The sequence below is a fragment of the Halobaculum magnesiiphilum genome, assembly GCF_019823105.1.
Taxonomy (GTDB): Archaea; Halobacteriota; Halobacteria; order Halobacteriales; family Haloferacaceae; genus Halobaculum; species Halobaculum magnesiiphilum.
The window spans coordinates 104,602-117,882 of the sequence record NZ_CP081958.1; the positions used below are offsets into that span (position 1 = coordinate 104,602).

Here is a 13,281-nt window from a genome sequence, read left to right on the forward strand (position 1 = left end):
GGGAGCCGACGCAGATCCGTCCGTCGATCCGCTATCCGACCCAAGCATTCATGCCGACGAACGCGACGAGGAACGACCACGTGACCCGGTGTGGCGGCGAGGAGCGGTTCCCCACGATTAGGAGTCCCGTCCGAGTTCGGTTCCTCGCGAGCTCAGACGAGCAACAGCAGCGCGACGACGACCAGCAGGACGACCAGCAGCACGCTGGTTCCGAACCCGGCTCGGAGGTCGACCTCCGTCCGCTCGCGTGCGCCGTTGGTCAGCGCGTCGTCGCCGGCGACGACGCCGACCGCGCCGAACCGGTCGAGCGTTCCCGCGGGGTCCCTGACGGCCCCCGCGATCGCGCCCGAGGCGGCGACGACCGCGCGGTCGACGGCCGCGTACAGCTCGGTGACGCCGACGACGAGCGCGCGGGTGCCGTAAAAGCCCGCACGGTTGTAGATCGCGTCCACGTCGGGGACGCGGCCGACCTTCGAGAGCGGCTTCTTCACGATCGCGAAGCCGACTACGCCCAGCGCCGCGAGGATCAGGCCCTCCTGCACGTGGGGAACGGTGTAGGTCGTGTACTCGTAGCTTCCCGTGTCAGGCAGCACCGCGAACAGCGCCGGCGGGTAGAGGCCGAACACGACACACAGCACGGCGACGGTTCCCATCGCGACCTTCTGGCCGACGTTCGCCGGCCGCACGTCGCCGCCGTACTCGCCGTGGAGGAACACGTAGTACCCCAGCTTGATGAACGAGAGGAACGTGCCAACCCCGCCCGCAAGCAGGAGGTACCAGATCACGTCGTAGTGCTTCTTGTGGGCGGCCGCGATCACCATCCCCTTCGAGACGAAGCCGTTGAACCCGGGGAACCCCGCGATCGACAGCGCTGCGATCAGGAACGCGGCGGCGGTGAGCGGGAGGTGTCGCCAGAGGCCGCCCAGCTCCTCCAGGTGCTCCTCGCCGGTGCGGTAGATGACGACGCCGACGGTCATGAACAGCAGGCTCTTGTAGAGGATGTGGTTGAACACGTGGCCGAAGGCGCCGGCGGTCGCGAGCGCGCCGCCGAGGCCGACGCCGGCGACCATGTAGCCGACCTGCGACTGGATGTGATACGAGAGCAGCCGGCGCATGTCGCCCTGCAGCAGCGCCATCCCGGCGCCGAAGACGGCCATCAGCGCGCCCATGTACGCCACCGCGAGCTCGCCCTCGGGGAACGCCCGGAACATCCCGTACACGCCGGTCTTGGTCGTGTACACGCACAGGAAGACGCTGGCGGCGATGTGCGGACGCGGGTACGTGTCGGGCAGCCACGCGTGCAGGCCGATGAAGCCCACGTTGACGCCGATGCCCACCGCCGCGAGCACGGGGGCGACGACACCAGCGAGCCCGTCGCCGGTGAACACGAACGTCCCCGTCTCCACGTAGTGCCAGACGATCGCGCCCAGCAGGAGCGTGCCGCCGATGCCGTGCAGGAGGGCGTACCGGAAGCCCGCCCGCACCGCGCGGCCGCCGTAGTGCCACACCAGGAGCGTGCTGGTGACGGCCATCAGCTCCCAGAAGACGATCAGCGTGAGCCAGTCGCCGCCGAAGACGGCGCCGAGGCTCGTGCCGACGTAGCCCAACGCGAAGGCGGTCTGGCGCTCGTCGGCGCCGCTGGCCCACGAGTACAGCACCGCGATCGCGCCGATGAAGCCGAAGATGACGCCCATCAGCCGCGAGAAGCCGTCCACGTTGAACAGGACGGCGTCGAAGCCGAACAGCAGCGTCGGGAGGTGCGCGCCGCCCGGCACGAGCCACACGTACGGCACGACCGCCGCGGTCGCAAGCACGCCGAGCGCGTGGCCGGCACGGCGACCCAGCAGCGGGACGACCAGCGCCGCCGCCAGCACGAACAGGAACGGCGGGATCAGCGGGTCGATCACCGCCATCAGACGGTCACCCCCGTGGCACCCGCGACGATCAGGCGGACGACCCTGAGGAACACCGCGCCGTCGGGGACGATCCCGAGGGCGACCGAGCCGAGGGCGGTGACGAGGATCGGCGCGAGCATGAACCACGTCGACTCGCCGCCGGTCCAGCCGCGGCGCTCCCAGCCGCCGCCGTGGCCGTCGCCGGCGTCGCGGTCGGACGCGTCGCCCCCGTCGGCGACCGCGTCGGTGTCGGTCCCCGCGTCGTCGCCCGCCTCGGCGGCGGCCGCGCGACCCCACGACAGCCGGCCGCCGAGCGGTCCCTCGACGAGCGGCTTCTCGTCGCTCTCCTCGGGCGACTCGAAGAAGGCGGTGTAGACGACCGGCCAGAAGTAGCCGATGTTGAGCACGCCCGAGACGAGCAGCGCGACCGCGAACAGCGTCTCGCCCGCCGTTATCGACCCGATGAGCAGGAAGTACTTGCTCACGAAGCCGGCGACCAGCGGGATGCCCGCCATCCCCGCCGCGGCGACGGCGAACGCCGCCATCGTCAGCGGCATCCGTCTCCCGATGCCGGCCATGTCGGAGATGTCGTCGGTGTGGGTCTCGACGTGGATCGCGCCGGCGGCGAAGAACAGGGTGATCTTCATGAACCCGTGGGCCGGGATGTGCAGCAGGCCGCCCACAAGCGACGTGGGCGCCAACACCGCCAGTCCGAGGACGATGTACGACAGCTGGCTCACCGTCGAGAAGGCGAGCCGGCGCTTGAGGTTGTCCTGTCTGAGCGCGATCACGGACGCGACGACGAGCGTGAACGCCGCGACCGTAGCCAGCGGAAGCCCCATCCCGAGGTCGCCGACTGTCTCCGGCCCGAACACGTCCAGGACGACGCGCGCGATGCCGAAGACGCCGCTTTTCACGACCGCGACCGCGTGCAGCAGCGCCGACACCGGCGTCGGCGCGACCATCGCGTCGGGCAGCCACGAGTGCAGCGGCATCAGCGCCGCCTTGACGCCGAACCCGGACGCGAGCAGCGCGAACGCCAACCGGGCGAACATCGGGTCCGCCGAGGCGAGTCCCTCGATGCCGCCGGGGGTGAACGCGACCGTTCCCGTGAGCCAGTAGACGAGCGCGGTCCCCGCCAGCACGGCGACGCCGCCGCCGAAGGTGTACGCGAGGTACTTCCGGGCGGCCGAGCGCGCCTCGTCGGTCTCGTCGTGGGCGACGAGCGGGTACGTCGCCACGGTGAGCAGCTCGTAGAAGACGAAGATCACCAGCAGGTTCGACGCGAACGCGACGCCCACCGCCGCCGAGACGCTGGCGGCGAAGGCGGCGAAATAGCGAGTCTGGGCGTGCTCGTCGAGCCCGCGCATGTACCCGATGCTGTAGCTGCTGGTGACGATCCACAGGAAGCTCGCGAGCAACGCGAAGAGGATGCCCAGCGCGTCCGCCTCCAGCGCGAACCGGGCGCCCGGAAGGAACGACCCCAGGTCGGTGACGTACGTGTCGCCGGCGAGGACGCCGGGGACCATGCTGACGACGATGCCGAACTTCGCGAGCGCCGCGACCGCGGTCCACGACTCGCGGAGGTTGGGTCGGCTCCCGGACAGCAGGATCGGTCCGATGGCGACGGCGGAGACGAGCACGGCCGCGAGCGGTCTGAGTGAGGTAATATCGGTCATGAGAGGAGCACCTCCACGGTCGGGGCGAGGGCGGATTCGTACGCCGGGACGGCCGCCCCGAGGCCGACGGCGAGCAGCGCCGCCGCGAGGACGGCGGCGACCATTCCGAGCGAGACGCCGCGATCGGCGAGGGAGTCGCCGCCGGCGTCGTGTCCGTCGCCGCCGTCGGCGACGGCAGCGTCGGCGTCGGCAGCCGAACCGGTCCCCGCCCCCGCGGGCGTCTCGCGGAAGAACATCCGTTCGAGCAGGCGCGCGAAGTACGCGAGCGTCAGCAGCGTCGACAGGAGGATGACGATCGCGAGCCCCCACGCGCCAGCCTCCAGCGTGCCGACGACGATGTACCACTTGCCGAAGAAGCCGATCGCCGGCGGCACGCCCACCATCCCGAGCGCGAGCGTCCCGAAGCCGGCGGCGGCGACGGGCATCCGCGAGCCGAGCCCGTCGTAGTCGGCGACCGAACGGCCGCCGACGCCGGTGGCGACCAGCCCGGCCGCGAGGAACAGCCCGCCCTTCATCACCGCGTGGCCCACGAGGTGGACCGTAAGCCCGACCAGCGCCGTCGCGTTCGTCACCGACAGCGCGGCGACGACGAGCCCGAACTGCGAGACCGACGAGTACGCGAGCATCCGCTTGATGTTCGTCTGGGAGACGGCCAGGCCGCTCCCGACGACGATGCTGACGGCCGCTGTCGCCGCCAGCAGCGGGCGCGCGAACGCGACCGCATCCAGGAACTCGGGCGTGAACACTGTGAGCACGATCCGGACGAGCGCGTACGCGCTCACCGTCGACACGAGCGAGGCGATGAGCGCGCTCACCGAGTCGGGCGCGCCCGCGTACGCGTCGGGCTGCCAGGTGTGCAGCGGGAACATCGCGACCTTGACGAACAGCCCGACGACGATGAACGCGAACGCCGCCCGGACGAGGGGCGACGCGTAGCCGACGGCCGCCAGCTCGTTCGCCAGGTCGGCCATGTTGAGCGTCCCCGTCGAGATGTACGCGTAGCCGACGCCAAGCAGGTACAGCGAGGCGCCGAACGTGCCGACGAGGAGGTACTTCAGGCCGGCGACCGCCGAGCGCCCGCCCTCGCCGCTGGCGACGAGCGCGTAGGCGGTCAGGCCGGTGATCTCGAGGAAGACGTACATGTTGAACGCGTCCCCGGTGATCGACATCCCCGTGAGCCCGGTGACGAGCAGGAGATACGTCGAGTAGAAGCGGTTCGAGCGCGGCCCGGCGCGGCGCGCGTACGCGAGCACGCCGAGCGCGACGACCGCCACCAGCACGACCATCGTCGCCGACAACCCGTCGACGAGCAGTTCGATGCCGTACGGGATCGTGAAGTCGCCGACCGCGTAGCTCCCGGGGGCGCCCGAGAGGCCGTCGGCCGCGAACGCGACCGCGCCGGCGACCTGCACGGACAGCGTCGCGGCGGCGACGTACCAGCCGGAGCGGTCCCAGCGGATCCCCGCCAGGAGCGACACCAACGACCCCAGGATCGGGAGCACGACGAGCAGCGCCGGAAGGTCACTCACCGTCGTTCACCTCCGCGATCAGGTCCGCGCGAAGCGTCCCGTACTCCCCGTAGATGCGGACGATGAGCCCCAGCGCGACCGCGGTGAGGCTCACCCCGACGACGATGGCCGTCAGGATGAGCACGTGCGGCAGCGGGCTCACGTACGGCCCCGGCTCGGACAAAAGCGGCGCGGACGCGCCGGTCACGTACGCCGAGGCGATGAAGAACAGGAAGATCCCCGTCTGGAAGACGTTCATCCCGATCACCTTCTTGACCAGGTTTCGGTCCCCGATCAGCATGTGGGCGCCGATCCCGAGCAGGAGGAACGCGACGACGAAGTACGCCCGGTCGACGAGCACGTCGATCACTCCTCCACCTCCTCGGCCTCGTCCGTCGCGTGGCCGGCCGCCAGCGCGAAGAACAGGCCGACGACGGTGCCGGAGACGATGATCCCGATCCCGACCTCGACCAGCTCGATGCCGTACTTGCTGGCGTGCGACACCGGGATCGCGGTGTACTCGAGGAACGCCCCGCCGAAGGCGACCGCGGCCAGGCCGATCCCCATGAACAGCGCGACGCCGAAGACCACTAGGACCGTCAGGAACGACGCCGACAGCCAGTCGCGGGTCGGCCCGACGCCGAAGGCGATCGCGATCATCAGGATCACCGTCCCGACGATGACGCCGCCCTGGAAGCCGCCGCCGGCGGAGTCGGCGCCGTGGAACATCACGAACGCGCCGAGCGTGAACACGAACGGCGCGACGACCCGGACGGTCGCCATGATGATCGGGCTCTCGACGTACGGACGGGCGGGGGCGTCGCCGACGGCGAACTCGTCGTCGCCGTCGGCGGTCGACGACGAGCTCATGCCAACACCCCTCGGTCGAGCACGACCAGCAGTCCGATGAGCGCGGCGAAGACGACGACCGCCTCGCCGAGGGTGTCGAACCCGCGGTAGGCCGCGAGCACCGCCGTCACGGCGTTCTCTACCTCGGTCTCCGTGTAGGCGTTCTCCAGGTAGTAGTTCGTCACCCGGGAGGTCGCCACCGGCGTCGAGGCAGACCCGACCGCCGGGAGCGCCGACAGCGTCGTCGCCAGCGCGGCCACGAGCAGCCCGGAGACGCCGAGGGCCGTCACGTCGATGTCGACGAACAGGTCGTCGCCGGCGGGCCTGACGGTTTTCGCGATCGTCAACAGGAACAGCACCGTCGTCACGCCGGCGCCGACGGCGGCCTCGGTCAGCCCCACGTCCGGCGCGCGCAACAGGAGCCAGACGACGGCGATACCCAGGCTGTAGGCCGCGAAGGCGATGATCGACGCGAGCACGTCGCGAAGCAGCGCCGTCGCGAACGCACAGCCGAGCACGAACGCCAGGATCGCCCACTCGACGGGCGTCACCGGCGCTCACCCCCGTCGGTGGCGGCGCCGTCCGGGTCGCCGTCGGCGGGGTCGCGACCGCCGTCCGCCGCGTCGGCGCCGGGCGCGTCGTCCGTGTCGGCCTCGTCGGCGCCCCCGTCGGCGTCCTCGACGGTCCACGGTTCGATGCCCTGATCTGCGGCCGCCCGCGTGATGGCGTGGGCGGCGGTCGGGTTGGTGATGAACATGAAGACGATCAACAGCACGAGCTTGAGCGTGTCGACGCCCGCATCGAGCGCGAGCGCGGCCGCCCCGAGCGTGAGCACCGCCCCGAGCGTGTCGCTCTTGGAGGCGCTGTGGGTCCGAGTGTAGAGATCCGGCAGCCTGATCAGACCGACAGCGGCGACGACTCCGAAGAAGAGGCCGCCCGCGAGCAGCGCGATCACGGCCGCCTCGGTGAGCGTCACCATCTACAGCACCCCCCCGCGCTCGACGGTGAACTTCGAGATCGCGATGCTCATCAGGAAGTTGAGCAGCGCGTACACGAGCGCGATGTCGAGCGCGCCCGGCGTGTCGGTCGCCGCGGCGAACAGCGCCGCGATCACGACCGTGTTCGAGCCGACGACGTTCACCGCGATGACGCGGTCCTGCATCGTCGGTCCCTTCACCGCGCGGTAGAGCACCACGAGCGAGACGAGCACGAACCCCGCGGCGGCCGCCAGCAGCGCGTCGGTGACGAGCGTCACTCCTCCACCTCCTCGCGCTCGCTCGGCGAGGGACGTCGGGCCGCCGAGCGGCCATAGAAGACGAACCGAACGGCACGCTCGAGCTTCCCGTCCAGCAGGTCCTCGCGGGCGCCGGGGGTCAGCGAGTGGATGGTGAAGTGCCGGCGCTGCACGTCGACGGTCAGCGTCCCGGGCGTGAGCGTGATGCTGTTCGCCAGCGTCGCCGCGGGGACGGTCGACCACACGTCCGCGTCGAACTCGACCATCTTCGGGTCGATCGGCAGCGACGGGTGCAACACCACGTACGCGATCTGGATGTTCGCCTTCGCGATCTCCCACAGCAGGAAGACGGCGTACAGACAGAGCCGCCCGAACTGGACGGTCAGCCGCCGCAGGTCGACCGCGCCGGTGAAGGAGACGTGCCACAGCGTGGCGGCGACCGCGCCGGCCGACGCCGCGCCCGTCAGGAGGTTGTACGGCGTGAGCGACCAGCCGGCGAGGAACAGGTAGAATCCGGCGGACAGGCCGAACAGCAGCAGGAACTGCCCGACGCCGGACCGACGGACGAGCCGCCCTCGCCGAGTTTCGCGCTCGACCGTGGCCTCCTCGACGTCGAGCCCGGTTCCCTTGATCTCCCACTCCAGCGCCGGCAGCAGCGGCGTCGCGCCGGTCGGCCGGTACTCGGGGTCGAGCACGACCCGGCGCACGCCCCGATCCTCGGCGTACTCGGCGATCGCGTCGGCGTAGTCGCCGGGGCTGAACAGGTACTCGTCGGCGCCGACGACCGCGGTCTCGACGGACACCAAGTCGCCGTTGTCGCCCCGGTCCTCCTCGACCCACAGCTCGATCCGTTCGAGCAGGTCGTTCGCCCGGTCGTACTCGTCGCCGACGGCGCCGCGGCTCGACAGCGGGAACACGAAGTGAAGCGTCGACGGCTCGCCGGACTCGACGGCCTGTCGGACGACGAACCCGACCGTGTTCCGGAGCGTGCTCGACTCCTCGACGGGGACCACGATATCGCCGGACGGCGCGGCTTCCTCGGCGGGTTCGGCGTCGCCGTCGGTCACGACGTCCCCTCCGGTTCGAGGCGACCGGCCCGGTCGGCGCGGGTGCGTCGGCGGTAGCTGGTTGGCATCACGGGCTGTTGTGCCGTCGTTGGACTGAGCGGATCAAAACCGTTGTGATCCCGCGTACGCGGGAGCGCGACCACGGGTGGCGATCTCACGGGTCCACGGCTGTCGATCGCACCCGAGTACGGGCACGGATCTCACCTGAGCACGTGAGCCGATCTCACCCGAACACGGCAGCGAGTTCGTCGGCGACACGGAGCCCGAGCCCGAGCTTCGATCCCCGGTAGGCGTCGAAGCCGTCCCCCTCCGGGCGCACGACCAGCGCCCGGGTGTCGGCCGCGCCCATCACGTTCGCGTCGTTGGCGACGACGAACGCGAGGTCGACCCGCTCCAGCGTCTCGCACGCCTTCGCCGCGAGCGCGTCGTCGTCGCCGCCGGGCTCGGCCTTGAACCCCACGAGCGGGAGGTCGGGATACTCCTCCCGAACCGTATCGAGCAGCTTCGGCGTCGGCGTCAACTCCAGCGACAGCGACTCCGCGCCCGAGCGGATCTTCCCCTCGGACGCCTCGACGGTGTAATCGGCGATGGCCGCCGCCGAGATCAGCGCGTCGGCGTCCGCACAGGCCTCGACGGCCGCGTCGGTCATCTCCGCGGCCGACTCCACGTCGACCACCTCGACGTGGGGAAGCTCCTCGACCGCGGACGCGCGAGCGGCGTCCGCGTCGTGCAGCAGCGTCACCTCGGCCCCGCGGGCGACGAGCGCGCGAGCGACCGCCCGCCCGGTTCGCCCCGACGCCCGGTTCGTGAGCACGCGCACGTCGTCGATCGCCTCGCTGGTCGCGCCCGAGGTGACGACGACCCGCTCGCCCGCCAGCGGTCGGTCGCCGGCCGCGCGCGCAGTCGCCGTGACGATCGCGTCCTCGGTCGCGATCTTCGCCTTCCCCTCCTCGATGCGCGGGTCGACGAACTCGACGCCCCACGACTCGACACGGTCGATCGCGTCCAGCACCCCGGGATGGTCGTACATCGGCTCGTGCATCGCGGGCGCGCACACGACCGGCACGTCCGCCCCCAGCGCGGTCGTCGCGCAGGTCGTGACAGGGGTGTCGTCGACGGCGGCCGCTATCTTCCCGACGGTGTTGGCGGTCGCCGGCGCGAGCAGCAACACGTCTGCCCAGCCGTCTCGCCCGCACAGCTCGACGTGCTCGACGCTCCCGGTGATCTCGGTGACGACGTCGTGCTCGGTCGCGAACTCGACGGCCCACGGGTGGACGATCCCGGTGGCGGCGTCGGTCATCACCGCGCGGACCGAGGCGCCGTGGCGGCGAAGCTCGTGGGCGAGTTCGACCACCTTCACGGCCGCGATGGAGCCGGAGACGCCGAGCGCGACGTTGGTGTCGGCGATGAGATCGCTCATTGCCGGTGGCTTGGCGGGTACGGGTGGTAAATCCTCGCGGTGTGTCGTCGTTCACGTTCGTCGGCCGCTCCGAATCCGCATGCACGACCGCGTGAACTCGGACCGAACCCACCGAAACGATGACCGAGACCGCGAAAGCCCCCGCGCTCTCGCGGTCGAGTCCTCGCTGAGCTCCTCGCTCCGTTCGCCGTGCTCACTCCGCTGCGGTGCTTGCATCGGAGTCTCTCGCGAGAGCGCGGCCCCTTTCAGTCCCACCCGACCGTTGTCGGGCGATCGTCGCTCTGGCGGCTGTTCGGCGTTGTCGCCCCGGACTCCCGCCCGTGCCGCCACGGGGAGTCGGGGCCGTCGCTGCTCGGTGATGTCTCAGTCGTCGCCCTCGGCCGTCCCGTCGCCGGTATCGCCGCCACCGCCGCCGTCGTCGTACCACTCGGGGTCGACGCGGCCGAGGTCGTCGTCGACGAGGCTCGGGTGGGTGCGCTGGCGGTCGGCGTGTTCCTCGGCGAAGTACTCCCGCATCGTCTCCTGCGATTCGGCGGCGCGGCGCTCCTGCTCGGCGGCCGTGATCTCCTCACACCCCGGCGGCACCTCGCGCCCGCGGTCGGTAAAGTACCCCTCGGGGACGACCCAGTCGTGGTAGAAGGGGACCTCCGCGTCGTGCAGCAGGGTGATCGCCGCCTCGGCCCCGTGGCCGGCGGCGACGACCGCCTGGTGATAGCGCTCCGCGATCCGGCCTGCAGCGTACACGCCATCGACGGAGGTGCGACTGAGCGCGTGCTCCTCGGCGTACCGCTTGCTCCCGGCGTCGCGCGCCTCGACGCCGAGACCGTCGAGGTAGTCGAGGTCCGACCACGACGCCGCGACGACCCGTGCGGCCGTGACCGCGGTGCCGTCGTCCACGGCGGCGGTGAACCCGTCGATCTCGCCGGTGACCCCCTCGACGTGCCCGGCCCGGATCTCGGCCCCGTTGCGCTCGGCCTGGTCGCGCAGCATGTCCGCGAACAACCGGGGGTTCACGCCCGCCGGGAAGCCGGGCACGTTCTCCAGATGGGCGTTGCGTCGGAGGATCGACTCGTCGCCGTCGACGACCAGCGTCGCGAGGTCGGCGCGCGCGAGGAACGTCGCCGCGGTGAGGCCGGCGACGCCGCCGCCCACGACGAGCGCGTCGTAATCGGCGTCAGTGTCGAGAGTCATCTCGGTCATGCCAGACGGGTCAGTTCACGCCGGCTTCAGTACCACGATCCGTCCCGCCGTGGCGGATTCCATCGGTCGTGGGAGCGTGGGAACGCCTTTCGGCGCGAGTCCCCTACCGTGCGGTATGCCTACGTACACCGTGCTCGCCGACGCCAACGAGACGCAGTTCCAGAACCCGCAGGAACTGGTGTCGATCTGGGGCGACATCCGCGAGGACATCGAACGACTCGGGGGCGAGCTCGGCGAAAGCTATGCGCTCATCGGCGAGTACGACTTCCAGCTCACGTTCGAGGTCGAAGACGAGGATGCGGCCCTCCAGATCGCGATCGCCATCGAGGGACACGGGCTCGACACCGAGACGATGCGCGCAGTCCCGATCGAGCGCATGGGCGAACTCGTCGAGGACGTCTGACCCTCGGCGTCGACGCTGCCACCACCCGGCCACCGCCGTGGCTCAGTCGTCGTCGCTCGCGGGGCCCGACCCCGCGAGCGTCTCGGCCTGCCGCTCGCGCGCCCGCTCGACGAACTCCTCGGGGAGCGACTCGATCTCGCCGGCCTGCACACCCCACAGCTTCGCGTACAGCCCGTCGGCCGCGAGCAGCTCCTCGTGGCCGCCGCGCTCGACGACTTCGCCGCCCTCCAACACGAGCACCTCGTCGGCGTCCTTCACCGTCGAGAGCCGGTGGGCGATGACGAACGTCGTCCGGTCCTCCGTGAGGCGGTCGAGGCTCCGCTGGATCAGCAGCTCGGTCTCGGTGTCGACCGCGGAGGTCGCCTCGTCGAGGACGAGCACGTCCGGGTCCTGAAGGACGACGCGGGCGATCGAGAGCCGCTGGCGCTGGCCGCCCGAGAGCTTCACGCCGCGCTCGCCGATCCGGGTGTCGTACCCCTTCGGGAGGTTCGTGATGAACTCGTGGGCCTCGGCGGCCCTCGCGGCCTCGCGAACCGCCTCGTCGTCCGCGTCGAAGCGGCCGTACCGGACGTTCTCGGCGACCGTCCCGTCGAAGAGATAGGTGTCCTGACTGACGTAGCCGACGGACTCGCGGAGGCTCCGCAGCGTCACCTCGCGCACGTCGTGGCCGTCGATCCGGACGGCGCCGTCGTCCACGTCGTACAGGCGCATGAGCAGCTTTAGCAGCGTCGACTTCCCGGCGCCGGTTGGGCCCACGAGCGCGACCGTCTCGCCGGGGTCGACCGCGAAGTCGATGTCGCGGAGGACGAGGTCGTCCTCGCCCTCGTAGCCGAAGTCGACGTGGTCGTACTCGATCTCGCCCTGCACGTCGTCGAGGGCGACGGCGTCCGGTGCCTCGGTGACCTCCGCCGGGATGTCCTGGAGCCCGAACACGCGCTCGCAGGAGGCCTTGGCGTTCTCGTACTGCGAGACGATGTTCGACACCTCCGCCAGCGGCGTGACGAACCGCTGGGTGAGAAACAGGAACGTGACGAAGGTACCGGCCCGAAGCTCGCCCGTCAGCGGCCCCGGCGCGGTGCCGGAGACGATCCACAGGCCGCCCACGACGAACGTCGCCGCGAACGCGATCCCGGCGAACAGCTCCATCCCCGGCCGGTAGACGTAGTTGAGGCGAAGCATCGCGAGCGTCTTGCGGAAGTAGTCGTAGGAGGTGTCCTCGACGCGGCCCGTCTCGTACTCCTCGGTACCCGTGGTCTTCACGAGTTGGATGCCGCCGAGGGCGTTCTCCAGCCGGGTGTTGAGGTCGGCGACGGCCTCGCGTTGGGCGGCGTACCGCGGCTCGACGGCCTTCATGAACCAGTACGTGAACAGCACCATCCCGGGGACGACGACGAGGGTGACGAGCGCCAACTGACTGTTGCGCTCGAACAGGACGATCCCGATCCCCAGCAGCATGACGCCGAGCCGGACGGAGTTCTGGAGGGCGTCGTCGAGGAAGCGTTCGAGGTTCGTCGCGTCGTTGTTGAGGACGGACATGACCTCGCCGGTCTGCTTGTCGTCGAAGAACGTCATGTCGAGGTCCTGCATCTTGGCGTAGGAGTCGGTCCGCACGTCGTGCATGACGCGGTGGGCGAAGTTGTTGGCGGAGACGCCGTACACCCACGTCAGCGCCGCGGTCACGGCGAACGAACCGACGATCAGCCACGCGGAGAACCAGAACTGCGCCACGTCCGGCGCGGTCGTCGGGAGCCACGCGGCGGGAACCAGCGGCAGCGTGTACGGCTGGTCGCCCGTGAACGCGGCGTCGATGGCGACGCCCAGCACCAGCGGCGGCAGCAGGCTCGCCCCGCGGGCGATCACGTTGGCTGTCATGCCGACGAGGAGCCACGGCCACTTGTCGAGCCCGTACTCGGTGAACAGGCGGTACAGCGGCCGGTCGACGCGGTCGCGATACACGTCGAAGGCGCTCTCCTCCTCGGTACTCATTACGAATCGAAACCCGCGGGGGCGACTTAGGCGAACCGGT

Annotated in this window: 12 protein-coding genes and 1 pseudogene; 1 reads left to right on the forward strand and 12 read right to left on the reverse strand. The window is 70.6% G+C overall.

Annotation, left to right across the window (positions count from 1 at the left end; translation table 11 throughout):
• Positions 1–152: 152 nt before the first annotated feature.
• The 11 genes and pseudogenes from K6T50_RS00510 to K6T50_RS00560 all read right to left on the reverse strand — a co-directional run bounded on the left by K6T50_RS00510 (position 153) and on the right by K6T50_RS00560 (position 10,852).
• Positions 153–1,913, reverse strand: coding sequence for a Na(+)/H(+) antiporter subunit D (locus K6T50_RS00510; protein ID WP_222607507.1), 1,761 nt, complete (start codon positions 1,911–1,913; stop codon positions 153–155).
• Positions 1,913–3,574, reverse strand: coding sequence for a cation:proton antiporter (locus K6T50_RS00515; RefSeq protein WP_222607508.1), 1,662 nt, complete (start codon positions 3,572–3,574; stop codon positions 1,913–1,915). Before K6T50_RS00515 ends, K6T50_RS00510 begins: the two co-directional genes overlap by 1 nt.
• Positions 3,571–5,103, reverse strand: a complete 1,533-nt coding sequence (locus tag K6T50_RS00520; RefSeq protein ID WP_222607509.1) for a monovalent cation/H+ antiporter subunit D family protein — start codon at positions 5,101–5,103, stop codon at positions 3,571–3,573. Before K6T50_RS00520 ends, K6T50_RS00515 begins: the two co-directional genes overlap by 4 nt.
• Positions 5,096–5,452 carry a cation:proton antiporter subunit C gene (locus tag K6T50_RS00525; RefSeq protein ID WP_222607510.1) on the reverse strand — a complete coding sequence of 119 codons (357 nt, stop codon included), beginning with the start codon at positions 5,450–5,452 and terminating at the stop codon, positions 5,096–5,098. The genes K6T50_RS00520 and K6T50_RS00525 overlap by 8 nt, the downstream gene beginning before the upstream one ends.
• Positions 5,449–5,952, reverse strand: coding sequence for an MnhB domain-containing protein (locus K6T50_RS00530; protein WP_222607511.1), 504 nt, complete (start codon positions 5,950–5,952; stop codon positions 5,449–5,451). The genes K6T50_RS00525 and K6T50_RS00530 overlap by 4 nt, the downstream gene beginning before the upstream one ends.
• A complete protein-coding gene (locus K6T50_RS00535) occupies positions 5,949–6,482 on the reverse strand; it encodes a DUF4040 domain-containing protein (protein WP_222607512.1) in 534 nt (177 codons plus the stop codon). The genes K6T50_RS00530 and K6T50_RS00535 overlap by 4 nt, the downstream gene beginning before the upstream one ends.
• A gap of 113 nt (positions 6,483–6,595) precedes the next feature.
• Positions 6,596–6,907 (reverse strand): annotated as a pseudogene (gene mnhG / locus K6T50_RS00540) (monovalent cation/H(+) antiporter subunit G); the annotation flags it as partial.
• A gap of 3 nt (positions 6,908–6,910) precedes the next feature.
• Positions 6,911–7,186, reverse strand: a complete 276-nt coding sequence (locus tag K6T50_RS00545; protein ID WP_222607514.1) for a cation:proton antiporter — start codon at positions 7,184–7,186, stop codon at positions 6,911–6,913.
• Positions 7,183–8,232, reverse strand: a complete 1,050-nt coding sequence (locus K6T50_RS00550) for a monovalent cation/H+ antiporter subunit E (RefSeq protein ID WP_225935343.1) — start codon at positions 8,230–8,232, stop codon at positions 7,183–7,185. Before K6T50_RS00550 ends, K6T50_RS00545 begins: the two co-directional genes overlap by 4 nt.
• A gap of 223 nt (positions 8,233–8,455) precedes the next feature.
• Complete coding sequence (gene coaBC, locus K6T50_RS00555) at positions 8,456–9,652, reverse strand: bifunctional phosphopantothenoylcysteine decarboxylase/phosphopantothenate--cysteine ligase CoaBC (RefSeq protein ID WP_222607515.1); 1,197 nt, start codon at positions 9,650–9,652, stop codon at positions 8,456–8,458.
• A 363-nt stretch (positions 9,653–10,015) separates the two neighbouring features.
• On the reverse strand, positions 10,016–10,852 hold the full coding sequence (locus tag K6T50_RS00560) for an NAD(P)-binding protein (protein ID WP_425601392.1): 837 nt from the start codon (positions 10,850–10,852) through the stop codon (positions 10,016–10,018).
• A gap of 115 nt (positions 10,853–10,967) precedes the next feature.
• Between K6T50_RS00560 and K6T50_RS00565 the strand changes: the two genes are divergently transcribed.
• Complete coding sequence (locus K6T50_RS00565) at positions 10,968–11,255, forward strand: GYD domain-containing protein (RefSeq protein WP_222607516.1); 288 nt, start codon at positions 10,968–10,970, stop codon at positions 11,253–11,255.
• Between the two features lie 42 nt (positions 11,256–11,297).
• Here K6T50_RS00565 and K6T50_RS00570 read toward each other — a convergent pair whose 3' ends face one another.
• Complete coding sequence (locus K6T50_RS00570; protein ID WP_222607517.1) at positions 11,298–13,241, reverse strand: ABC transporter ATP-binding protein; 1,944 nt, start codon at positions 13,239–13,241, stop codon at positions 11,298–11,300.
• Positions 13,242–13,281 lie beyond the last annotated feature (40 nt).